26 protein-coding genes and 1 tRNA gene are annotated in these 23,019 nt (G+C 66.6%); 10 read left to right on the top strand and 17 right to left on the bottom strand.

The window, feature by feature from the left end:
• The first annotated feature begins 66 nt into the window (after positions 1-66).
• The 5 genes from N8888_RS18795 to N8888_RS04175 all read left to right on the top strand — a co-directional run bounded on the left by N8888_RS18795 (position 67) and on the right by N8888_RS04175 (position 3,545).
• Positions 67-369, top strand: coding sequence for a Tox-REase-5 domain-containing protein (locus N8888_RS18795; RefSeq protein ID WP_080375321.1), 303 nt, complete (start codon positions 67-69; stop codon positions 367-369).
• Entirely contained in the window at positions 366-1,127 is a 762-nt protein-coding gene (locus tag N8888_RS04190; protein ID WP_263177725.1) for an Imm52 family immunity protein, read from the top strand. The genes N8888_RS18795 and N8888_RS04190 overlap by 4 nt, the downstream gene beginning before the upstream one ends.
• Before the next feature lie 177 nt (positions 1,128-1,304).
• Positions 1,305-2,066 (top strand): Imm52 family immunity protein, encoded by a 762-nt coding sequence (locus tag N8888_RS04185; protein ID WP_263177724.1) that lies wholly within the window; start codon positions 1,305-1,307, stop codon positions 2,064-2,066.
• A 458-nt stretch (positions 2,067-2,524) separates the two neighbouring features.
• Entirely contained in the window at positions 2,525-2,929 is a 405-nt protein-coding gene (locus tag N8888_RS04180; protein WP_197572470.1) for a hypothetical protein, read from the top strand.
• Between the two features lie 52 nt (positions 2,930-2,981).
• Positions 2,982-3,545 (top strand): hypothetical protein, encoded by a 564-nt coding sequence (locus tag N8888_RS04175; RefSeq protein WP_197572469.1) that lies wholly within the window; start codon positions 2,982-2,984, stop codon positions 3,543-3,545.
• Between the two features lie 84 nt (positions 3,546-3,629).
• Here the strand turns inward: N8888_RS04175 and N8888_RS04170 are convergent.
• From N8888_RS04170 to N8888_RS04105, 14 genes are all read right to left on the bottom strand, one after another.
• Positions 3,630-3,704, bottom strand: a tRNA-Val gene (locus N8888_RS04170).
• A 113-nt stretch (positions 3,705-3,817) separates the two neighbouring features.
• A complete protein-coding gene (locus tag N8888_RS04165) occupies positions 3,818-4,171 on the bottom strand; it encodes a PilZ domain-containing protein (protein WP_053520428.1) in 354 nt (117 codons plus the stop codon).
• On the bottom strand, positions 4,168-5,124 hold the full coding sequence (locus N8888_RS04160) for a DNA polymerase III subunit delta' (RefSeq protein WP_111187151.1): 957 nt from the start codon (positions 5,122-5,124) through the stop codon (positions 4,168-4,170). Before N8888_RS04160 ends, N8888_RS04165 begins: the two co-directional genes overlap by 4 nt.
• A complete protein-coding gene (gene tmk / locus N8888_RS04155; RefSeq protein WP_065182455.1) occupies positions 5,121-5,786 on the bottom strand; it encodes a dTMP kinase in 666 nt (221 codons plus the stop codon). The genes N8888_RS04160 and tmk overlap by 4 nt, the downstream gene beginning before the upstream one ends.
• Entirely contained in the window at positions 5,783-6,844 is a 1,062-nt protein-coding gene (gene mltG, locus N8888_RS04150; RefSeq protein WP_065182456.1) for an endolytic transglycosylase MltG, read from the bottom strand. The genes tmk and mltG overlap by 4 nt, the downstream gene beginning before the upstream one ends.
• A gap of 155 nt (positions 6,845-6,999) precedes the next feature.
• Positions 7,000-8,364 carry an aminodeoxychorismate synthase component I gene (locus tag N8888_RS04145; protein WP_263177723.1) on the bottom strand — a complete coding sequence of 455 codons (1,365 nt, stop codon included), beginning with the start codon at positions 8,362-8,364 and terminating at the stop codon, positions 7,000-7,002.
• A 101-nt stretch (positions 8,365-8,465) separates the two neighbouring features.
• Entirely contained in the window at positions 8,466-9,728 is a 1,263-nt protein-coding gene (fabF, locus tag N8888_RS04140) for a beta-ketoacyl-ACP synthase II (RefSeq protein WP_263177722.1), read from the bottom strand.
• 142 nt (positions 9,729-9,870) lie between these two features.
• On the bottom strand, positions 9,871-10,110 hold the full coding sequence (gene acpP / locus N8888_RS04135) for an acyl carrier protein (protein WP_053519101.1): 240 nt from the start codon (positions 10,108-10,110) through the stop codon (positions 9,871-9,873).
• 152 nt (positions 10,111-10,262) lie between these two features.
• On the bottom strand, positions 10,263-11,006 hold the full coding sequence (fabG, locus tag N8888_RS04130) for a 3-oxoacyl-ACP reductase FabG (protein ID WP_053519099.1): 744 nt from the start codon (positions 11,004-11,006) through the stop codon (positions 10,263-10,265).
• A gap of 82 nt (positions 11,007-11,088) precedes the next feature.
• Entirely contained in the window at positions 11,089-12,033 is a 945-nt protein-coding gene (fabD, locus tag N8888_RS04125; protein ID WP_263177719.1) for an ACP S-malonyltransferase, read from the bottom strand.
• 188 nt (positions 12,034-12,221) lie between these two features.
• Positions 12,222-13,004: a BUD32 family EKC/KEOPS complex subunit gene (locus tag N8888_RS04120; protein WP_053519095.1), complete on the bottom strand. Its 783-nt coding sequence runs from the start codon at positions 13,002-13,004 to the stop codon at positions 12,222-12,224.
• 75 nt (positions 13,005-13,079) lie between these two features.
• Positions 13,080-14,057, bottom strand: coding sequence for a beta-ketoacyl-ACP synthase III (locus tag N8888_RS04115; protein WP_053519093.1), 978 nt, complete (start codon positions 14,055-14,057; stop codon positions 13,080-13,082).
• Between the two features lie 93 nt (positions 14,058-14,150).
• A complete protein-coding gene (gene rpmF, locus N8888_RS04110; RefSeq protein ID WP_005408308.1) occupies positions 14,151-14,345 on the bottom strand; it encodes a 50S ribosomal protein L32 in 195 nt (64 codons plus the stop codon).
• A gap of 107 nt (positions 14,346-14,452) precedes the next feature.
• Positions 14,453-14,962, bottom strand: a complete 510-nt coding sequence (locus tag N8888_RS04105; protein ID WP_049404889.1) for a YceD family protein — start codon at positions 14,960-14,962, stop codon at positions 14,453-14,455.
• Positions 14,963-15,075: 113 nt separating this feature from the next.
• Between N8888_RS04105 and N8888_RS04100 the strand changes: the two genes are divergently transcribed.
• Positions 15,076-15,645: a Maf family protein gene (locus N8888_RS04100; protein WP_253118875.1), complete on the top strand. Its 570-nt coding sequence runs from the start codon at positions 15,076-15,078 to the stop codon at positions 15,643-15,645.
• Positions 15,646-15,661: 16 nt separating this feature from the next.
• On the opposite strand, the gene N8888_RS04095 is transcribed toward N8888_RS04100, so the two are convergent.
• On the bottom strand, positions 15,662-17,503 hold the full coding sequence (locus N8888_RS04095; RefSeq protein WP_263177715.1) for a glycosyltransferase family 39 protein: 1,842 nt from the start codon (positions 17,501-17,503) through the stop codon (positions 15,662-15,664).
• 42 nt (positions 17,504-17,545) lie between these two features.
• Here N8888_RS04095 and N8888_RS04090 point away from each other — a divergent pair, with 42 nt between their 5' ends.
• From N8888_RS04090 to N8888_RS04075, 4 genes are read left to right on the top strand one after another with little or no spacing between them, the layout of a single operon-like run.
• A complete protein-coding gene (locus N8888_RS04090; protein WP_065175954.1) occupies positions 17,546-18,499 on the top strand; it encodes an AAA family ATPase in 954 nt (317 codons plus the stop codon).
• Between the two features lie 2 nt (positions 18,500-18,501).
• Entirely contained in the window at positions 18,502-19,446 is a 945-nt protein-coding gene (locus tag N8888_RS04085) for a DUF58 domain-containing protein (protein WP_053519085.1), read from the top strand.
• Positions 19,439-21,388, top strand: coding sequence for a transglutaminase TgpA family protein (locus N8888_RS04080; RefSeq protein ID WP_263177713.1), 1,950 nt, complete (start codon positions 19,439-19,441; stop codon positions 21,386-21,388). The genes N8888_RS04085 and N8888_RS04080 overlap by 8 nt, the downstream gene beginning before the upstream one ends.
• On the top strand, positions 21,385-21,909 hold the full coding sequence (locus N8888_RS04075; RefSeq protein WP_053519081.1) for a Slp family lipoprotein: 525 nt from the start codon (positions 21,385-21,387) through the stop codon (positions 21,907-21,909). The genes N8888_RS04080 and N8888_RS04075 overlap by 4 nt, the downstream gene beginning before the upstream one ends.
• 78 nt (positions 21,910-21,987) lie before the next feature.
• Here N8888_RS04075 and N8888_RS04070 read toward each other — a convergent pair whose 3' ends face one another.
• Both N8888_RS04070 and recR read right to left on the bottom strand, forming a co-directional pair.
• A complete protein-coding gene (locus N8888_RS04070; RefSeq protein WP_053519079.1) occupies positions 21,988-22,347 on the bottom strand; it encodes a histidine triad nucleotide-binding protein in 360 nt (119 codons plus the stop codon).
• Positions 22,348-22,411: 64 nt separating this feature from the next.
• Positions 22,412-23,011, bottom strand: coding sequence for a recombination mediator RecR (recR, locus tag N8888_RS04065; protein WP_263177711.1), 600 nt, complete (start codon positions 23,009-23,011; stop codon positions 22,412-22,414).
• Positions 23,012-23,019: the final 8 nt, after the last annotated feature.

Below are 23,019 nucleotides of genomic sequence, written 5' to 3'. Positions count from 1 at the left end.
AGCTCTTGTTTCTCCAGCAGAAACGGGAGAAGCGATCACAATCAGCCGCTGCATGAAGTGCCATAAGTGACAGGTCCGATATCTAAACGTGATGGATTCTGGCGCGCTCAGTGCACTGTGGTAGAGACCAAGGGCCACTACAAGCAGTTCTTTGAAGATGATGGCGAGTTGCGCTTCTGGGCCCAGCTTGATCGAACTCGACCCACCATCCTGGAGAGCTGGCTCAGACAGTTTCATAGACAGCGCGCACATGTTCTCGCGCTTGGCCGACCTGCAAAGCTGGAATGGCACTTCCTTGAGATCGAGTGCTTCGACATCGCGGTCAGGCTGTTCAAAGATGATTCCTTCTGCTGCAGGCACTCACCATGACGCCCATGTTCAGAACTGTCGTAGACGCGTGGATCGCCACTGAAACGCTTGACGCGCAAACTGTCTATGGCCGGCTCCAACCGCTCGTTCGATTGCTCCAGGACGTGCATCCTGCGTTCCACCGCTGGATTGAGCATTCACGCTCGAATGGGGCAATTCCATATTCTGATGAAGAGCGCTTCGTCCAGATGCTGGCGTCCCATGCCGAGCAGGACGGACAGGAATTCCCTGATGATCCGGATGCCGGTGGCGCGGGCGCCAACCTCACCACTGCCATGACCGCCAGGGAGTGGAAAACCCCTGGAAGGGCTTCCATCGAGTATTACCCATGGGCAGGACGACTGACGATGACGATCTTCAGGCCCATCGAAGCATTCTCTGCGGAAGGCGCCACTTCGGTGGTACGCCAGTGCGTTGCGGCGCTATCAACCGCCATGCTTGCTGATCATGTAGCTACAGACGTTGTATGTCCCCTTCCAACCGGCAAGGGCTATGACACCTACTATGCCAATCATCGCCTCTTCCCCCATCGACGCTGGCTGGGCTGGATGGGATTTGTACCCCACCTCGTGCCGAAGAAATTCATTCCTGAAGCGGCGTCCATGGAGGTCGTGAAAGGCAAAGGAACGATGATCGTAGCGCTGGACGAACCCTTCGATCTGCGCAACCCGGAACATCTGAGGCGCGTGCATCAGGTTGAACTGCGGATGGCGAATGCCGGGCTGCTGGACATCACCGATCCGACGCTGCTCGAGTGATTCGGGCATCCGTGCACAATGCAATGTAGCTGACCTGCCACTTGTGCTGCTGTCGCGATGAGCATTAGCCGAAGTACAAGGAATGGTGAGAAGGATCGTGCATCCCGCATCATGCGGAAAGGACGAGATCTGCGAACTTGCACCTGCGTTGATCCAACATCCCCCTAGAAAATCACAATGCCCGAGATGTACAACGCATTCATAGATACAACTGTGCCGGTGGAGGTGCTGAGTGCTGAGGCGGCCTATCGACAACTGTTGCAACTTACCGAAGAGCTTGGCGAGATACATCACCTTTTCCAGAACTGGGCGCTTCGTGATTCCTCTGGCAGACCGGTACCTCTAAGCGACAAGACAAGGTTCATCGATGCAGTCGCCGAGAACGCCGCCTACTACCATAGAAAGTACCCAACTGCGGCCAATTCAGGCGGTGCCGGCGCTTCCATTACTCCCGCCTTGAGCCAGAAAGCTCATGATCAACCTGGCTGTCCTACGCTGGATTACAGGCCGTGGTTCGGCAGGGTTACCCTGAGCATCAACGCCCCCGTCCAGGCGTTTGGTCCGGATGGCACATCCGGAATCATTCGATCCTGCGTCCGAAGCATTGCAACCCGTTTGGACGCCGTGTTCGTTGCGACAGACGTTACGTCCCCACTCCCGGACGGAGAGGGATATGAAACCTACGCACACTTCCATCAACTGTTTCCCCATCGACGCTGGCTGGGCTGGATGGGATTTGTACCCCACCTCGTGCCGAAGAAATTCATTCCTGAAGCGGCGTCCATGGAGGTCGTGAAAGGCAAGGGAACGATGATCGTAGCGCTGGACGAACCCTTCGATCTGCGCAACCCGGAACATCTGAGGCGCGTGCATCAGGTTGAGCTGCGGATGGCGAATGCCGGGCTGCTGGATATCACCGACCCGACGCTGCTCGAGTGATCCGGGCATCGTGCGCAGCGTGACGCAAACAACCCGCGGCGCGTACCGCGTTGTCGCGAAGTGCACCGACAGCCCGTGCAGCGCGTCGCATCGGAAGTGACGTTGCTCGCAGCGCGCCCGTGCACTGACGCACAGATCGAAATCTCCCTCCTCCGCATTGGCATGAAAGGGAATTTTCCTTACAGACCGATGTGATTGCGCAGCCGGATGATCACCGCGCCGGGGCAGTTGCCTTGGCCGGGATTGGCGTCTCGAATAAACGAACAAGCTTCAAGGCCTGCGAAATCAATCGCAGCTGAGAGAATGCACCGACTGCCGTCAATGGCGGACGGTGCGTGGGGATCGCAAGATCCGCCAGGCGTTCTTCTCCCTTGAAGTTTGTTTGCCTTGGTACGCCAACCCGCACCGTCCGCCACCTTCGCTTCGGAAGGTGGCCCCACGCCAGTGAGGGTTTCGCCATGACCAACCGCACCGCTGTCCATCCCCGCCTGCACGCCCTGATCGGCGACATCGCCGCCGACGTGCCCGAGGACCTCGCACGCGAGATCGAGTGCGCCTTGCACGAACAGAGTCTGCCCGTGCAGTCGCCTGCCTTCTTCACGTACCTCAATGCCATCAGCCGCGCCGACGGCGATGACGGACAGCCGTGCAACAGCCTCACCCTCGTTGCCAGCAATCACGCCTCGCTGCGCCGCTCGATGTCTGGGCTTACCGCATTGCTCGATCTGCTGCAGGCTGCCGATCGTGCACGCAACGAAGGCGGCCCGGACGAACAGCTGGGCGCCTTCCATATCGACGGACTGATCGTGGCCGCACGACAGCTGGTGCGCGAGGCGAATCATTGCCTCTCCGGCGCTGACTGACCGGCCCGGATGCCCTCCCGCTACAATCGCGCAGGGAACGCAGGAGGCCGCAATGGACGCCGAACATCTGGACTACTTCAAGGCCGCACTGGAGGGCCGCGCGACCGTGGGCTGGACCGTGTGGTTCGCCGCCAACCAGCACGCGCTGGCTCGACAACTGAGCCGCCCCGCTCTGCTGCGCCTGAAGTTCAATCAGCTCGACGAAGCCGAACGCCTGCTTGCCGAGGCAGGTATCGTGCCGGCCAGCACAGCAGGCAAACGCTACGAGATGTACTGCGCACAGTTTGCACCCGAGATGCTGGATGAGCACGGCCGGCCTTTGCCCGAGGTGTGGCGCGCTGCGCACGGCGGCGCCATTGGCCTGCTCGCTGACGGCGAGCACGGTGCGGGCCAGGCGAAGCTGCTGGCGGAGTTTCGCCGCACCCGCAAGCGCGGGCTTCAACAGGCGCACGAGTGGCTGGCCGATCTGTGCTTTGAAGGCGAGATGGAACTGACCAGCGGCAATGCCGAGGTGGGCCGTGGTCTGTTGGCGGTGGTGGTGCAGGCCGGCAGCGGCCACGACCTGTTGGATGCGACGGCGATGATCGCGCGGGATCTGCTGGATCAGCACGGCTGATGGCAGCCGCAGCAGCGACGCTGGCACGCATCATCAGATAGCAAAAAAGCCCCCATTGCTGGAGGCTTTTTTCGTTCTGCAACATGGTGGGCGGTACAGGGATCGAACCTGTGACCCTTGCCGTGTGAAGGCAATGCTCTACCGCTGAGCTAACCGCCCGGTGTGTTGCTGAGCCGCTCATTATAGGAACTTTTCAGAGGCCGTCAACAGTTTTCACATCCGTCTTCACGTGTGTTTTCGAGGCGTGCCGCCGGGCGTGGCCCGGCGCTGCCTCACATCGTGTGGGTAGGCTTGTCCGAGCTGGTCAGGCCGGCCAGCTGGGTCTCGATCTTGTGGCGCACGCCCTCCCCTTCAGCGCCGTCTGCCAGCTGCACGCCGATGCCTGCGGTACGGTTGCCCTGCGCGCCTGCCGGGGTCACCCAGATCACCTTGCCGGCCACCGGCAGGCGCTCGCTGGAATCGGGCAGGGTCAGCAGCAGGAACACCTCGTCGCCGAGGAAGTAGCGCTTGGGCGTGGGCACGAAAATGCCGCCATTCTTCACGAACGGCATGTACGCGCTGTACAGCGCGGCTTTGTCCTTCACGGCCAGGGACAGGATGCCTTGGCGGGCGTTGCTGGCACTCATCGATTTCCCCTTGCGGCAGGCCGCTCGTTCACCTTGTTCCAGGCCAGCAGCAACTCGACCACCGCAAGGTCTGCACGCACCGTGGTGCGCAGCAGGTCGCGGGTGCGGTTGGCAGCGTCGAACCAGGCTGCCAGCTTGTGCAATCGCTCCGGCGCGGTCAAGGCGTCCGTGCTGGCCTGGGCCAGCGCCAGGTCGGCGGCGAAGCGCAGGCGCAGCGCCGCGTTGTCATCACCGCACCATTTCTGCGCCAGCTCCACCGCGCCGGTCCTGCCGGTGGCCAGCTGCTCCAGGTCGCGGGCCACCTCACGGCGCAGGCTCAGCCCGTCCTCGCGCAGCCAGTTGTCGGCCTGGCCGGGATGGCCGCGCGCGGCGTCCAGCGCCTCGCGTGCGGAGGCGTCGCTGTGGCCCTGCTGCTGCAACCAGGCCAGCGCTTCCTCGTGCGGCGGCAGCTTGAACTCCAGGCGCTGGCACCGGCTGCGGATGGTCTGCGGCAGGCGTGCCGGGTCGCTGCTGATCAGCCACAGGTAGCGGCCGGGCTGCGGTTCTTCCAGCGTCTTGAGCAGTGCATTGGCCGCGGAGCGGTTGATCGCATCGGCCGGATCGACGATCACCACCTGGGCCACACCGTACTGCGGGGTCAATGCCAGTTTGTCGGTGATCTCGCGCACCTGCTCGATGACGATCTCGGTACGCAGCTTGTCGCCGCTCTTGTTCGGAATGAAGCTCACCAGCTGCAGGTCCGGGTGGGTACCGGCAGCGATCAGGTGGCGGGTGCGCGTGGCGTGCGCGGCATCGCCCTGCGCCAGCACGTGGTCGGCCAGCGCCAGTGCAACCTCGCGCTTGCCCAGCCCGGCCGGGCCGCAGATCAACAGGCCATGCCCCAGCCGGCCCGCGTCGAGCGCGGCCACGGTCTGATCGAATGCGCGCTGCTGCCAGGGCGAGAAGGTGCTCATGCGCCCTTTCCTTCCTGCAGCCAGCGCTCGACCTGCGCGATCACGTCGGCGGCCACGCGTTCCTGCACCTGGCCCGCGTCGATCACGGCGAAGCGCTGTGGGTCCTGCTGGGCGCGGCTGCGGAACACTTCACGCACGCGCTGGAAGAAATCGTCCTGCTCGCTCTCGATGCGGTCCGGCCACAGGTCGCGGCCATTGGCGCGCGCACGACCGACCGCCACGTCCACATCCAGCAGCAGGGTCAGGCCCGGCAACAGGCCAACGGCACGGCGCTCCAGCTCGGCAATCCACTGCGGGTCCAGGCCACGGCCCCCTCCCTGGTAGGCGTAGCTGGAATCGGTGAAGCGATCACTCAGCACGTAGGCACCGCGCTGCAGGGCCGGCTGGATCACCTCCCGCACGTGCTGCGCGCGGGCGGCGAACACCAGCAGCAGTTCGGCCTCGGCACTGAGCGGCTCGGCGGCGATCTCGGCATCGGGCTTCAGTATCAGGCTGCGGATGCGCTCGGCCAGCGGCGTGCCACCCGGTTCACGCGTCAACACGACCTCATGGCCATGCTGGCGCAGGCACGCGCGGATGGCATTGATCGCAGTGGTCTTGCCGGCGCCTTCGCCGCCTTCCAGGCTGACGAAACGCGGGTGGCGTAGCAGCGCGGGACTCATTGCGCCGGGGTCTCCTGGGTGCGTTGCTGGCGCAGCTGCTGCAGGTAGCGCGCTACCGCAGCGTTGTGCTGGTCCAGGCTGGACGAGAACACGTGCGCGCCACTGCCATCGCCAACGGCGACGAAATACAGTGCATCCCCCGCTGCCGGCTGTGCCGCGGCCATCAGGGCGTCGCGGCTGGGCATGGCGATGGGGGTCGGGGTCAGGCCCGCACGGGTATAGGTGTTGTAAGGCGTATCGGTGGTCAGGTCGCGGCGGCGGATGTTGCCGTCATAGGCCGCGCCGATGCCATAGATCACGGTGGGATCGGTCTGCAGGCGCATGCCGATCTGCAGGCGGCGCATGAACACGCCGGCAATCTGCGGGCGCTCGCTGGCCAGCGCGGTTTCCTTCTCGATGATCGATGCCAGCGTCAGCAGCTCGTACGGCGTGTTGATCGGCAGGTCCGGTGCACGGCTCTGCCAGGCCTCGTCCAGCGCCTTTTCCATTGCCGCATGCGCACGCTTGAGCACATCCACGTCGCTGTCACCGCGCTGGTAGATGTAGGTCTCCGGCAGGAACCGGCCTTCCGGATGCTGGCCGCCGAAACCCAGGCGCTGCATCAGTGCCGCATCATCAAGATCATCGGTGGTGTGCAGCAGTGGATCGGCACGCTTCAGCGCCGCGCGCAGCTGGCGGATGTTCCAGCCTTCGATGATGGTGACGCGGTGCTGCAGGACCTTGCCGGCGCGCATGCGCAGCAGCAGCTCGCGCGGGGTCAGCTGGTTGTCCAGCGCGTACTCACCCACCTTCAGCTTGCCGGCGGCGTCGAGCTGGCGTGCCAGCAGCTGCCACTGTGCGTCCTGGCCTTCGTCCACGCCCGCCTCGCGCAGCTTGCGCAGCACGGTGTTCAGGCCATCGCCGCTGGCGATCACCACGGTCTCTGCGGAGGGGGAGATCCGGGCATCGGCGAACTGGGTCTGCTTGTAGAAGAACCACGCGCCCGCGCCGGCCACGACCGCGATCAGCACCACCAGCAGCGTTACCACGAACAGACACCCGCGCTTGGCTCCCGCCATGGATTACCTCAGAACTCGATTCCGTCGTGCAGGATACCGTGCCGGTGGTGTGGGGTCATGGCCGGATGAGGCGCTCAACCCCGCTTCGCTCGCCGGGCATGGCCCGGCGGTGATGCATCGGTAGCGCCGGGCCATGCCCGCCGGGGGGCGATCGCCTACCCTTGCTGGCCCAGGGCGCGCAGCAGGCCACGCGCTTTGGCGCGGGTCTCGTCCAGCTCCTTGTCCGGGTCCGAATCGACCACGATGCCGGCACCGGTGCGGAAACTGACCTCGTGGCCGTCCACCTCGGCGGTACGGATCAGGATGTTCAGGTCCAGGTCGCCATCGCGGTTCAGCCAGCCGAACGCCCCGGTATAGGCACCGCGCGGCACCTGCTCCAGCTCGCTGATGATCTGCATGCAGCGCACCTTCGGGCAGCCGGTGATGGTGCCGCCGGGGAACGTTGCGGCGATCACTTCGCCGGGGGTGACCTCCGGGCGCAGATGGCCGCTGACGTTGCTGACGATGTGGTGCACATGGGCGTAGCTCTCCACCGTCATCAATTCATCGACCACCACGGTGCCGGGCAGGCAGATGCGGCCCAGATCGTTGCGCTCGAGGTCAATCAGCATCACGTGCTCGGCGCGCTCCTTCGGGTGCCCGACCAGCTCCTGGATGCGCGCGGCATCATCGTCAGCCTCGAAACGTGGGCGCGTGCCCGCGATCGGCCGGGTCTGCGCGTGGCCGGCATGCACCGATACCAGCCGCTCCGGCGAGGAGCTGACCACGTGCCGCCCAAACGCACTGAACAGGCCGGCAAACGGTGCGGGGTTGGCGCGGCGCAGCTGTGCGTACAGGGCCTGCGGGCTGACCGGCGTGGCGAACTGCGCGCTCCAGCGCCGCGACAGGTTCACCTGGAACACATCGCCGGCGCGCAGGTAGTCGATCACCCGGCGCACGCCGTCGGTGAAGCGCTGCGGCGCGTCTTCGCCGACCGACTGCGGCGGCTGCCAGCCCTGCCCCGCCTCCGGCAGCGCCTGCGCGGCCAGCGCCACCAGCGAGTCCAGCAGCGCCTGCTCGCCCGCTTCGGCGATGACGAAGCTGGCGTGGTTCTGGTGATCGTGCAGCACGGCCGCCGGGCAGCGCAGCGCCAGTGCCGTCGGCCGGCCATCATCGCGCGCACGCGCCGGCAGCACCGGCTCGATCTGGCTGGCCACTTCGTAGTCGAGCATCAAGGCCCAGCCGCCGCGGAACGGCAGGCTGTGACTGCCATCGTGCGGCAGCCGTGCCTGCTGCCAGGCGCGGTCCAGCGCCTGCAGGAAGCTGCCGGGCTGCACCGTATCCTGCTGGTCGCGCACGCAACCATCGGCATCCAGGCGCAGCGTGTCGCCCTGTGCGGCCAACAGCAGGCTCCAGCGCCCCTGCGCGGTGCCGGAAGCGGTGGACTCCATCAGCAGCGGGAAACGTTCCGGCGCCTGCTGCTGCAGGGCCAGCAGATCGATCGGATGCGGCAGCGGGTGGATCAGCGGGGCGTGGGTCATGGTGGCCTGCAGGGGAATTCAGATACACGGAAGCCGCCTTGCGGCGGCTTCCTGGTGCGTGGAGCACGTCCGGTCGAGCACGGCCCGACGCTACAACCCGGTCAGACGCGCTTGAAGATCAGCGTGCCGTTGGTGCCGCCGAAGCCGAAGCCATTGGACATCACCACGTCGACCTTGGCCTGGCGCGCTTCATTGGGGACGTAGTCCAGGTCACAGCCTTCGCCCGGCTCATGCAGGTTGATGGTCGGCGGGATGACGTTGTCCTGCAGCGCCATCACCGAGAAGATCGCCTCCACACCGCCGGCCGCGCCGAGCAGGTGGCCGGTCATCGACTTGGTGGAGCTGACCATCATCTTGTAGGCGTGGTCGCCGAAGGCCGTCTTCATCGCCATGGTTTCGCCGAGGTCGCCCAGCGGCGTGGAGGTGCCATGTGCGTTGAGGTAACCCACCTGTTCCGGATTCAGGCCAGCGTCCTTCAACGCCATGGTCATGCAGCGGGCAGCGCCTTCGCCGTTCTCGCTCGGCGCGGTCATGTGGTACGCGTCGGAGCTGGCGCCGAAGCCGGCCAGCTCGCAATAGATCTTCGCGCCACGGGCCTTGGCGTGCTCGTACTCTTCCAGGATCAGGATGCCGGCACCGTCGCCCAGCACGAAGCCGTCGCGGTCCTTGTCCCAGGGGCGCGAGGCCTGTTCCGGTGCGTCGTTGCGGGTGGACATGGCCTTCATCGCGCAGAAGCCGCCCACGGCGGTCGGCGAGGAGCCGCGCTCGGCGCCGCCCACCACCATCACGTCCGCATCGCCGTACTGGATCATGCGCATGGCGGTGCCGATCGAGTGGTTCGAGGTGGCGCAGGCCGAAACCGCCGAGAACGACGGGCCCTTCAGGCCGGTGATGATGCTCAGCTGGCCCGGCAGCATGTTGATGATGGTCTTGGGCACGTAGAAGGGCGAGATCTTCTTGCCCTCGTGGAATTCGATGGTCTGCTCTTCGATGCCGAGCAGGCCGCCGATGCCGGCGCCGACGATGGCGCCGATGCGCTCGGCATTGGCGTCGGTGATCTCCAGGCCCGAATCATGCAGGGCCATGAACGAGGCACCGAGGCCGTAATGGATGAACGGGTCCATCTTCTTGGCATCCTTGCCGCTGACCCGATACTTGCCGAACAGTGCATTGTCGGCGGTGATGTCGAAGCCCTTGACCTCACCTGCAATCTTGGTGGTGAACCGTTCCAGGTAGGAATCGGCGACGTTGGTCAGCGGACCGATGCCCGAACGACCATGGGTGATACCTTCCCAGCTGCTGGCCAGATCATTGCCCAACGGCGAGACGATACCCAGGCCGGTTACGACGACGCGACGCTTCATTGCTGATTCTCCTGACCCGAAGATGCTTTCGGGCAACGCGGTTTGCTTCGGTGTGATGCGCAAACACACGGGGCCGCAACAGCGGCCCCATGGGGTGCGGTGCGCGCCGGGCGGATGCCCGCACGCGCACTGCCGTCTGACATCAGGCCTTGACGTGGGCCTTGATGTAGTCGATGGCGGCCTGCACGGTGCTGATCTTCTCGGCTTCTTCGTCCGGGATTTCGCACTCGAATTCTTCTTCCAGCGCCATCACCAGCTCGACGGTGTCCAGCGAGTCAGCGCCCAGGTCATCGACGAACGATGCGCTGGTGGTGACTTCTTCTTCCTTGACGCCAAGCTGTTCGACGACGATTTTCTTGACGCGTTCTTCGATGGTGCTCATGGGATCTCGCTCCAGATGGAGTTGTGGTTCAAAAGTGGTCGCCATCAAGGGCGATGGCCGTGGGATAGTGTAGTGGAAACCGGCGCGCCCTTGCATTGCAGCAAAAATCCACGCAGATCAACCACTTGCGGCGCAATCCGTGCGCCCCTTGCTTACGGCATGTACATGCCGCCGTTCACATGGAGGGTTTCGCCGGTGATGTAGCCGGCAGCCGGGCTGGCCAGGAAGGCCACCGCATGGGCGATGTCTTCCGGTGAACCTAGGCGTTCGAGGGCGATGTCGTTGATCAGCGCGGTGCGCGCTTCTTCCGGCAGTGCCTTGGTCATGTCGGTGTCGATGAAGCCCGGCGCGACCACGTTGACGGTGACGCCACGCGAGCCGATCTCCTTGGCCAGCGACTTGCTGAAGCCGATGATGCCGGCCTTGGCGGCCGCGTAGTTGGCCTGGCCGGCATTGCCGGTCACGCCCACCACCGAGGCGATGTTGATGATGCGGCCCTTGCGTGCCTTCATCATGCCGCGCATGACCGCCTTGCTGGTGCGGAACACGCTGGTCAGGTTGGTGTCGATGATCGAGGCCCAGTCATCGTCCTTCATGCGCATCAGCAGATTGTCGCGGGTGATGCCGGCGTTGTTGACCAGGATCGAGATCGGGCCGAATTCCTTGGCGATGCCATCCAGCACGCTGTCCAGTGCGGCGGCATCGGTGACGTTCAGCGCGCGGCCGTGACCACCGTGGGCCGCCAGGCGCTCGCCGATCGCCGCAGCGCCGGACTCGGTGGTGGCGGTGCCGATGACGGTGGCGCCCTGGGCGGCCAGCAGATCGGCAATGGCGGCACCGATGCCACGGCTGGCGCCGGTGACCAGTGCGATTTCACCCTGCAGGGGCTTGCTCATGATGGTTTCCTCAGACGGGGGCAGCCGCCCCACCCGCGCCGCGTGCAGCGGCCACTGGCAGGGTCGGCAGGAACAGGGGCGATCAGGCCGACCATGCCTCGCGGGCGCTTTCAAAGTCGCCCGGGGTGGCCAGCGAACGGCCGTCGATGGCCTTGTCGATGCGCTTGACCAGGCCGGTCAGCACCTTGCCCGGGCCACATTCGGCAACCTGGGTGATGCCACGGGCGGCCAGGGCCTGCACGCAACCGGTCCACTGCACCGGCTGGTACAGCTGCTGGACCAGCGCGGTGCGGATGGCATCCACGCCGTCGTGCACCTGGGCATCGACGTTCTGTACCACCGGCAGCTGCGGAGCCTGCCAGGACAGCCCGGCCATCACTTCGGCCAGACGGTTGGCGGCCTCGCGCATCAACGGGGTATGCGAGGGCACGCTGACGGCCAGCTTCACTGCCTTGCGCACGCCCTTGTCGGCCAGCAACGCCAGCGCGCGGTCGACTGCTGCCGCATCGCCACCGATCACGATCTGGCCGGGCGAGTTGAAGTTGGCCGGTACCACCACCTGGCTGCCCGCTGCTTCGGCGCAGACGTCCAGCACCAGCTGGTCTTCGGCGCCGAGCACGGCGGCCATGGCGCCCACGCCGGCCGGAGCCGCGTCCTGCATCAGCTGGCCGCGCAGGCGCACCAGGTGCGCACCGTCATGCAGGCTCAGCGCGCCAGCGGCGACCAGCGCCGTGTACTCGCCCAGGCTGTGGCCGGCCAGCACCGACGGGCGCGGACCACCCACGGCGTTCCAGGCGCGCCAAACGCCGATGCTCGCCGCCAGCAGGGCCGGCTGCGTGTATTCGGTACGGTTGAGCATTTCCTCCGGGCCACCCTGGGACAGCGCCCACAGGTCGACGCCGGCACCATCGGATGCCTCGGTGAAGGCCTCACGCACCTGCGGGTGCAGCTCGGCCAGCTCGGCCACCATGCCCACAGACTGCGAGCCCTGGCCGGGGAAGACAAAAGCGAGGGTGGATACGGTCACGCGGTCATCCGCTTGTTGCAATCGAAGCGGGCCATGATAAGGGTGAATCCGCCGTGTCGTCTGTACGTGCGCGTATGCAGGGCGTATGGAGCGCGCCGGCAATGCCGGGCCGGCGAACGGTCCCGGCAACGCCGATCCATGCCCGGCGAACGATTCCGGTAGCGCCGGGCCATGCCCGGCGGATGCAATCAGCAGAACAACTGCAGAATGTCCAGCTCGCCATCGGCAAAGAAGTCCATGCACAGCCCGACCACCATCAGCACCCCCATGGTGGTGGCGCCGTGCGCGATGAAGATCGAATGGGCCAGCGTGCGCGCCGAGCGTCCGAGCTTCATGCAGACCCGGGCCAGGCGCTGCAGGCGGCCGCTCACAGCGTGCACGTGCTCGCGTACCGGCGCCTGCACGGTGCCGATCGCCTCGGCCATCATCGCCTGCAGGCAGTCGGGCCGGTCGGCGTAGTACTTGGCCACGCCATAGCCGAACATCAGCCAGTCGCGCGCCTGGGCTTCGGCCAGATCCATCACTTCCAGCGGATCTTCCTCGAAGTCGATGAAACCGACCCGCTCGCCATCCCAGGTGAGATTGCGCGGCAGCGGCTGGCCGAAATAGGCGCCACGGCTGTGTGCTTCGGCAAGTGCCCGCATTGCGGCCATCACCAGCCGGTCCCGCCCGGCGTCGTCGGCCTCGCGCAGGCAGGTGTTGAACGAGCTGCCGTTGTCCCCGATCACCAGCGCGGCATGGCCGCTGCCGATCACGTCGGGCACGTTCACCCCTTGTGCCTGCAGTTCACCCAGGCGGCGGGCCTCGACCTCGCGTGCGGCGTCACCGCCCCGGTGCGGTGGCGGACGCAGCGCGTCCAGCTGGAACCGGTGGGCGACGAAGTTGAGCAGACCCAGGGCCATGGCCCGGCTTCCCTTGCCGTACTGCTTCAGCCAGGCGCGCTGCCCGTCGATGACGATGGGCTCAACCATGACAGGACCTCCTTAAACGCGTTACGGCCCCGAAGGGCCGCAACGACAGACTTCACGTTGTCGTAACTTGCACTATCAATAGCGCAACAGGGCCGAACCCCACGTGAAGCCGCCACCAAAGGCTTCCAGCAGCAGCAGCTGACCGCGCTCGACGCGGCCCGAGCGGACCGCAGCGTCCAGCGCCAGCGGCACCGAGCCGGACGAGGTGTTGCCATGCTGGTCGACGGTGACCACGACCTGGTCCATCGACATTTCCAGCCGCTTGGCGGTGGCTTCGATGATGCGCAGGTTGGCCTGGTGCGGGATCAGCCAGTCCAGGTCCGACTTGTCCAGGCCATTGGCGGCCAGGGTCTCGTCCACGACCGAGTCCAGCGCCTTGACGGCGTACTTGAACACGTCGTTGCCCTTCATGTTGATGGTGCCGCCGCCATTGGCGCCGTCCTTGAAACCGGCCGAAACGCCGACCGGATTCCACAGCAGTTCCTTCTTGCTGCCATCAGAGTGCAGATGCGTGCTGAGGATGCCGGTTTCCTCGTCGGCCTTGAGCACGACGGCGCCAGCACCATCACCGAACAGCACGCAGGTGGTGCGGTCGTTCCAGTCGACGATGCGGGTCAGGGTTTCCGCGCCGATCACCAGCACGTGCCTGCAGTCGCCGGAACGGATGAACTTGTCGGCCACGCTCAGCGCGAACACGAAGCCCGAGCAGGCCGCGTTGACGTCGAAGGCGGGGCAACCGGCCACACCGAGCTTGGCCTGGATGAGGCACGCGGTGGACGGGAAAATCAGATCAGGCGTGGTCGTGCCGACCACGATCATGTCGAGCTGGGAAGCGTCGATGCCCGCCGCTTCAAGCGCACGCAGCGCAGCCTGGTAGCCGAGATCGCTGGTGGTCTCGCCTTCGGCCGCAATGTGCCGCTCACGAATACCGGTGCGCGTCTGGATCCACTCGTCCGAGGTTTCGACCATTTTTTCCAGGTCGGCGTTGGTCAGGACTTTTTCCGGCAAATAGCTGCCGGTGCCCGCGATCCTCGAGTAGATCCGCTTGCTCATCATGTTTCCTGTTGCGCGGGCCGCCGATCACCGGCACGCCCGGGGAAAGAAGGCAAAGGCCGCTGCCCGTCGGGCAGCGGCCTTCCCGGCACATCAATCTTCTTCGACGGCCGAGGTCTTGGTCTGGATGACCTTCTTGCCACGGTAGAAACCGTCGGCAGTGATGTGGTGACGCAGATGCACTTCACCGGTGGTCGGGTCGGTCGACAGCTGCTTGGCGCTCAGGGCGTCATGCGAACGACGCTGGCCGCGACGGGACGGGGTAACACGGGATTTCTGGACAGCCATGGGATTGCTCCAAACTCGGTTCGTTTTGCTTCGTCGTTTCGTCGCACAGGACGCCAGCGCCCAGCACACTTTTCGCTTTCGCCGCAGCCGCCGACGACAACCGGCTGCTATTGTTTCTTCAACGCCGCCAACGCCGCGAACGGGTTGGCCTTCTTCGTTTCTTCTTCGCTCGGTGCCCAGTCCTTGTCGACTGCTTCACCGTCGGGTGACAGCGGTACCACCGGCACCGCCAGCACCAGTTCGTCCTCGACCAGGTCCAGCGGACGCAGCTGGCCATCTTCCGGCACCAGCAACGCCTCGTATTCCTCCGGCAGGGACGATTCCTCGTCCTCGTCGCGGATCAGGCCAAGCCTCTGGGTCACCTTCACCGGCAACAGGAATCGCTGCATGCTGCGCTGACAGGTCAGCGGCAGCGCGGTGTCGATGGTCAGTTCCACATAGGATACCCGCAAGACGTCGTCGCGACCGAACTCAAGCGAGTACACGCACTCGCCGTCGGTATCTGCGACCAACCCCTGCAGGCGGGTCAATTCAGCCAGGGACACCTGACCGTCGAAGCGCCTTCGCGCTACAACCATCCGCCAGGCATCCAGCGTTTCGGGCACGTTCGCGGACATAAGCCGCTGAATACTAAGGATCCGGGAGGCGGCTGTCAAATGCCCGCCACATGAGGCTTGCCGCTGGCAGTCAGGCCGGGCCAGACTGCCGCACCCTGCCCCGGTATTGTTGCATGACCCTGGTCCTGGCCTCCACCTCCCGTTACCGCCGCGAACTGCTGCAGCGGCTGGCCCTGCCGTTCGAGTGCGCGCGCCCGGAGGTGGATGAAACGCCGTTGAGCGGTGAAGCCCCGCTGGATCTGGCGGTACGCCTGGCCGCGGCCAAGGCGGCCGATGTGGCCGCCCGCCACCCGGGCGCCTGGGTGATCGGCTCGGACCAGGTCGCCGATCTGGAAGGCCGGCCGCTGGGCAAGCCAGGCACGGTCGATGCCGCCTGTGCGCAGTTGGCGGCCATGGCCGGACGCACCGTACGCTTCCACACCGCCCTCAATCTCACACGGGACGGAGAATCTTTCGCAGCGCTGGATCTGACCGAAGTGCGCTTCCGTCATCTTGATGCCGCGGAAATCGCCCGTTATGTCGCTGCCGAGCAGCCCCTTGACTGTGCCGGCAGCTTCAAATGCGAAGGACTGGGCATCAGCCTGTTCGAAGCCATCGACAGCCGCGATCCCACTGCGCTGGTCGGCCTGCCCCTGATCGCTCTGTGCGGCCTGCTGCGCAGGGCCGGATTCCGGGTGCCCTGAGCCCCGGGTAGCGCCTTCAGCGCTTCTCCACCACGAACGGCTGCTCCTGCCATGCTTCCACGCTGCCGTCGTGGCCGTACAGGCGCAGGCCCAGCCAGTGCTTGCCCGGTGCCAGCACGGAGGTATCGAGGCTGGCATCGAAGCCCACGGCCGGATGCTGCGGATCGGTGCTGTCCGGCCAGGCCGGGCGCAGGTCGAACTCGCGACCGTAGCGTGCATCGCCGATCGAACGGCCATCGACCAGCACCTCCACGCGCGCCAGGCCGACGCCATCCTTGAAGGCCCAGCCCCGGATCGCCAGCGTGCCGGACACCTTCTCGCCATTGGACGGCGCATCCAGCCACGCCATCGCCGGCGTCACGCAGGGCCCCGGCGCGCGCTGCGCCGGCAGGCGGAACAGCAGGAAGCGCTGGAAGCCGTGGTCACTGCTGACAATCCGTGGTGCCGGCAGCGGCCCCACCTGTTCGCAGACCGCGTGATAGCGGTCCAGCAGCTCGCGGTACCGCTGGTCGCTGGGTGACAGCACCAGCAGCATGGGCGCGGTGCGCTCACCGGCATGCACCAGGTTCCACTGCGCCAGCTGCGCCGTGCGGCCATGCTTGTCGTTGAGCGGGTGCGGCAACACTTCGATATCGCCATCGCCCAGCTGGAAGCCCAGCTCGGCCCCCACCTTGAAGTTGCCGGCCAGGACACGCGTGCCTTCCGGCATCTGCTGCAGTTCCTCGCGGACCGCCGTGGCCAACGGCTCCCAGCCGGCGAAATTGCGCGGGTAGTACTTGCTGCCGGCCATCTGCTCGCGCAGTGCCGGCGTGGATGCCATCAGGTAGTAGCCGAACGCCAGCACCATGCCCAGCCCTGCCAGCCACCACCCTGTCCTGCGCAGCCAGCGCGGCCATCCATTGAGCACCACCGGTACCGCGACCAGCAGCGCCAGGTAGCCCGGCAGCGGCCAGTGGAAACTGATGCGCTCGACATCGGTGAAGAACCCCAGCAGGAAGATGCCCAGCGTCGATACGCCGCCCACCAGCCCGAAGTAGCGCCACTGCACGCGCGCACCACCACCGCTGCGCGTGCCGGCCAGCGCCACCTTCCACATCGCGATGCACAGGATGGGGGTGACCAGCATCGGCTGGATCACCAGGAACCACAGCCCACCCCACTCGAACGCCCAGGGATGGCGCTCGACCACCTGGAACTTCAGCCCGGCATCGTGGTTGTCCGCATTCCACGCCAGCAACGGCAACCAGGCCAGTACACCGATGGCCAGCGCGACCCAGACCCGCGGATCGGCCAGCATGCGCCGGCCCTGCGGCAACGCCAGCAACGCGATGAAGCCGACGCCGATCACGCCGATGAAGCGATAGTGGCTGAGCGCACCGATCAGCAGGCCCAACGCCAGCTTCATCGCCGATGATGCGTCCACGTTGTGCAGCAGGCGCGCACCCGCGTGCAGGCACAGCACGGCCGCCAGCGCCATGGGTACGTCCGGCACCGCCAGCAGCCCCAGCGTGGCCGACAGTGGCATCAGCAGAGTAAGGCTGCCTGCCTGCCAACCGGCCACGGCACCGAACCAGTGCGTGGCGATGCGCGAAACCAGCCAGGGCAGCAACGCACCTATCGCCAGGAACGGCAGGCGCAGGGCCAGCACGTGATGACCACCGATCTCCACGCCCAGCCGCGCCATCCACGCGGTCAGGCCCGGCAGATCGGAATAGGCCGCCGCCAGGTGCTGGCCTTCCTGCCAGTAGAACGCTTCATCGACGAACAGTGGCAGGCGCGCGGCCACCACCAGCTTGGCCGCTGTGACCAGCGTCCATAACCAGAGAAAAATCGTCCGTGCGCGCTGTTCGCCCTGCATTGCTCTATGGATAATCGAGGAGATTCCAGATCAGAGACGATCATGCCAGCTTCGTCCCCCAGTCCCAGCATGCTAACCGATCAACTGCGCCAGTCCCTGCGGGAGGCCCAGGATCAGGTCAACGCGCTGGTGCTGGGCAAGGTTCCGGAAGTGCGGCTCGCCTTCGTCGCTCTGCTGTCCGGTGGACATCTGCTGATCGAGGACCTGCCCGGCCTCGGCAAGACCACGCTGGCCCACGCGCTGGCCAGCAGTCTGGGCCTGGGCTTCCAGCGCGTGCAGTTCACCTCGGACCTGTTGCCGGCCGATGTGCTTGGCGTATCGGTGTATGAGGCAGGCAGTCGCCAGTTCCAGTTCCATCCCGGCCCGGTGTTCACCCATGTGCTGCTGGCCGATGAAATCAACCGCGCGCCACCACGCACGCAGAGCGCGCTGCTGGAGGCCATGGCCGAACAGCAGGTGACACTGGATGGACAGACGCATGCGCTGCCGGACCCCTTCTTCGTGATCGCCACCCAGAATCCGGTGGACCTGTCGGGCACGTTCCCCTTGCCCGACTCGCAGCTGGACCGTTTCCTGCTGCGGCTGGCGATGGGCTATCCCAGCCCGCAGGCCGAGCGCGAGCTGCTGCGCGGCACCGATCGCCGCGACCTGATCGCACGTGCGATGCCGAAACTGGACGAAGTGCAGGTGCGGGCATTGCGTGAGGCCGTAGGCCAGGTCCACGCCAGCGACGCGCTGGTCGACTACGTGCAGGCCCTGCTGACACGCAGCCGCCAGCATGCAGGCGTGCGCGTAGGGCTGTCGCCTCGTGCCGGACTGGCGCTGCTGCGTGCAGCCCGGGCGCATGCGCTGCTGCTCGGCCGCAGCCATGTCATTCCCGAAGACGTGCAGACGCTGTTCGTGGCGGTGGCGGGGCATCGACTGGTGGCCGAAGCCGAGTCCAGCTCAGGGCCTGCGCTGGCACGCGCGATCCTGCAGACCGTCACGGTGGACTGAGCGTGGCCTCGCGCTGGGCGCGGCTGCAGCTGCTGGCACGCCCGCGTGCGCCGGAAGCACTGCCGCAGCGGTTGAACCGCCACCGCATCTACGTGCTGCCTACACGCTTCGGCCTGTTCGTCGCCACGCTGCTGTCGGCGATGCTGCTGGGTGCGCTGAACTACAACAACAACCCCGCGTTGCTGCTGGCGTTGCTGCTGGCGGCGGCGGCAATCGCCAGCGCCATTGCCGCGCACCTGCAGTTGTCGGGCGTGCAGATCGATGCGATCTCCGCCGAGCCGGTGCCTGCCGGCCAGCCGCTGCGGCTGCGCGTGGACCTGTCGCTGCGTGATCCGCGGCCACGACAGGGGCTGCACCTGCAACTGGGCGACAGCCAGGCCTGGACCTCGCTGCCGGCACAGGGGCGCGGCGAAGTGGAGCTGGACGTCCCCAGCGAACGTCGCGGCTGGCGGGAGCTGTCGCGCATCCGCCTGTCCACCACGCAACCGTTGGGCCTGGTCCGTGCGTGGTCGTGGGTGTGGCCGGAACAGCCATTGCTGGTGTATCCCCTGGCCGAAGCGTTGGCCCCCGCGCTGCCGGAGCGCGGCAACGATCCATTGCACACCCGCGCCCACGCCAGCGGCGAAGAGCTGCACCAGCTGCGCCCCTACCGCGCCGGAGACGCGCCACGCAGCATTGCCTGGAAGCACTCCGCGCGCCGCGACAGCCTGCTGGTCCGTGAGTACGAAAAGCCGGTCGGCATCGAGGTCGTGCTGGACTGGCACACGCTGGCGCCACTGCCGACCGAAGCGCGCATCGCACGCCTGGCGCGCTGGATCGACATGGCCGAACGCGGAGGTCGCCGCTACACCCTGCTGCTGCCCTCGCATCCGCCACTGGGGCCGGGACAGGGCGCCAGCCATCACCATCTCTGCCTGCGCGCGTTGGCGCTGATGCCGCATGACTGACGCCGCGCCCACGCTCGACCGCAACGCCCGCACCTGGACCCTGGCCAGCGCTGCGCTTGCGCTGCTGCCGTTGCTGCTGCAGTTGCCGCCGATGCTGGCCACGGTGATCGCGCTGGCTGCGCTGCTGACGGCCGCGCTGTCGTGGCGACGCGTGTTGCCGATGCCGGTGCGCCTGCTGCTCGTGCTGGGCATGCTGGCCGCCATCGTCTGGCAGATGGGCCTGGTCCGCCCCGGACGCGATACCGGCTGCGCACTGCTCGCCGCGATGCTTGCAATCAAGTCCAGCGAGCTGCGCAGCCTGCGCGATGCACGCAGCCTGCTGGGCTTTGCGCTGTTCTCGCCATTCGCCGCCTTCCTGCTGGACCAGGGCCCGCTGACCACGCTGCTGGCGGCGCTGGCCGGCCTTTGTGCACTGCTGGCCCTGCAGCGCCTGGCACAGGGCGAGGGCCACGCCGACGCCTTGCCGTTGCGCGGCCAGCTGAAGGGCGTCGGCCGGCTGCTGGCGCTGGGCCTGCCACTGGCGCTGGCGTCGTTCTGGCTGTTTCCGCGTCTGTCCACGCCGCTGTGGGGCGTACCCGAACGCGCGGTCAGCACGCCGGGCCTGTCCGACAGCATGGAGCCGGGGCAGTGGCTGGACCTGATGGCCGACGACACACCTGCGCTGCGGGTGCAGTTCTTCGGCGCCGTACCCGAGCCGGACCAGCGCTACTGGCGAGGACCGGTGTTGACCGACTTCGATGGCCGACGCTGGACCCGTGACCGTGCCCGCACGCAGCGCCCACCCGCGATCGTCGATGCCGGTGCGCGCGGCTGGGACTACCAGATCGACTACGAACCGACCGACCGCCGCCAGCTGGTGGCACTGGATCTGCCCACCCGTGCGCCGGAAGGCAGCACGCTGGATGCGGACATGAGCCTGCTCAGCGACCGCACGCTGTCGGCGCTGAGCCGGTGGCGCCTGCACTCGGCGCCGCCGCAGCACTTCGACAGCGCGCTCCCCCCCTACCTGCGACGCGCAGCGCTGCAGTTGCCGGCCGGCTTCAATCCACGCACCGCCACCCTCGCCCGGCAGTGGCGGCAGGAGGCGGGCAGCAACGATGAGGCCGTGGTACGTCGCGCACTGCAGTGGATCACCACCGATTTCTCCTACACGCTGGACACGCCCGTGGCCGGCCGCGACCCCATCGATGAATTCCTGTTCGGCTACAAGGCAGGCTTCTGCGAGCACTTCAGTTCGGCCTTCGTGGTGCTGATGCGCAATGCAGGCATTCCGGCCCGCGTGGTGACCGGCTTCGCCGGCGGCACGCGCAACCGGGTGGGCGACTACTGGGTTGTGCGGCGGATGGATGCCCACGCCTGGGCCGAGGTCTGGCTGCCGCAACGGGGCTGGGTGCGGGTCGATCCCACGGCGGCCGTCGCCCCCGAACGCATCCTGGACACCCTCGACGATCGCCTGCTGGCAGACGCCGGCAATCCGCTGCAGCAGCGCTGGCTGCAGTTGGGGCAGATGGGCGACTGGCTGCGCCGTGGCTGGAACGACCTGGTGCTGTCCTTCGATGCGCGCCGCCAGCAGCAGCTGTTCAAGCCCCTGGGTCTGGACGACATCGCGCCGGGACAGTTGCTGTCAGGCTTCGTGATGGCCGCGTTGGCAGCCGTGCTGTGGATGGCATGGCTGCTGGCCCGGGGCGAGCGCGAACGCGACCCGCTGCTGCGCGCCTGGCACCGCCTGGGCCGGCGCTACGCCCGGCTCGGCCTGGCCCGCGAACCGCACGAGCCGGCACTGCTCTGGGCCCGTCGCGTCCATGCGTGCCGGCCCGATCCGGCCCTGCTGGCACTCAGCCAGCGTTTCGCCGACGCGCGCTACGCTGGAACTTGCACCGACCTCGCTTCATTATTGCGGGACCTGCGCAGGCATCGCCCGACTTCCGGAGCCTCCCCATGAACACCAAGTTCCTTCTCACCGCTGTGGCCACGCTGGCCCTGTCGGCCTGCGCCACGGCCCCAAAGCCGCTGCAGGGACAGTTCAGCATGGTCTCCCCGCGCGATTCAGTCGCCACCCAGCAGGTCGGCACGCCCGTGCGCTGGGGCGGCCGCATCATCGAAACCAAGCCCGGCCAGGGCGAGACCTGCTTCCAGATGATCTCGCGCCCGCTCAACGCCTCCGGCCGCCCGAACACCACCTCGTCCGATGCCAGCGACGGCCGCTTCATCGCCTGCCGCTCCGGCTTCTACGATCCGGCGGTGTTTGAGCCCGGCCGTGACGTGACCTTCATCGGCAAGATCGACGGCTACCAGAACACCCGCATCGGCGAGTACGACTATCGCCTGCCGAAGCTGTCGGCCGATGTGATCTACCTGTGGCCGGAGCAGCGCCAGGTCGACGTCGTGCCCTACCCCTATGGCCCCTGGGGCCCGGGCCCGTATGGCCCGTACTGGGGCTACGGCCGCTGGGGCTGGTGGTAACACCCCTCCGGTACGCATGACGCAGAAGGCCGCCCACCGGGCGGCCTTCTGCTTGCACGGCATCGCACCGGCGGGCGCTTACTTCCCGGGCGCGCCGAAATGGCCCAGCGGCGCGCCGGCCAGCAGATGCATGTGGATGTGGAACACGGTCTGCCCCGCATCCTCACGGCAGTTCATCACGATGCGGTAGCCCTGCTCGGCAAAGCCCTCGCGGCGCGCATAGTCGGCCGCCGCCAGGGCCAGCTTGCCGATCAGGTGCGCCTGCGAAGGCTGCAGGTCGTCCAGGGTCGGAATGATTTCATTCTTCGGAATGAACAGCACGTGCACCGGCGCCTGCGGCGCGATGTCCTTGAAGCCCAGCACGTCTTCGTCTTCATAGACGATGGTGGCCGGAATCTCGCGACGGATGATCCTGCTGAAAAGGGTTTCGTTGCTCATGGTCGGCCTCGGTGAAATGTCGCCTGCATTGTAGGCAACCCCCGCCCTTCAAAGGGCCAGGCCGTCAATCGCGGAATTCGCTGCGGGTGCCGAACGCGTGCGACAGCGTGCCGCGATCCACGTATTCCAGTTCGCCCCCCAGCGGCAGCCCCTGCGCCAACCGGCTCGGCCGGACCTGGCGGGCCCGCGCCAGCTGCGCCAGATAATGCGCGGTGGCCTCTCCCTCGACGGTGGCGCTGGTGGCGATGATCAGCTCCTGCACTTCGCCTTCGCCAAGGCGCTGCTCCAGCTGCTCCAGGCCCAGGTTGCGCGGACCGATGCCGTCGAGCGGCGACAGACGCCCCTGCAGCACGAAGTAGACACCCCGGAAGCCGGTGGCATTCTCGATGGCAAGGCGGTCGGCGGGCGATTCCACCACGCACAGCTGGCTGCGCTCGCGGCTGCCGTTGGCGCAGGTCGGGCACAGTTCGGTTTCACTGAAATCGCGGCACTGCGCGCAGTGGCCGATGCGCTCTACGGCCAGCGCCAACACCTCGGCCAGACGCTGGCCGCCGTCGCGTTCGCGTTCCAGCAGGTGGTAGGCCATGCGCTGCGCGGTCTTCTGGCCCACGCCAGGCAGCACCCGCAGCGCGTCGATCAATTGTTCAAGCAGGGGTGCGGACACGGCAGCTT

This window comes from Stenotrophomonas maltophilia (assembly GCF_025642255.1).
GTDB lineage: Bacteria > Pseudomonadota > Gammaproteobacteria > Xanthomonadales > Xanthomonadaceae > Stenotrophomonas > Stenotrophomonas maltophilia_P.
This window is presented reverse-complemented; position numbering and strand designations above follow the sequence as displayed.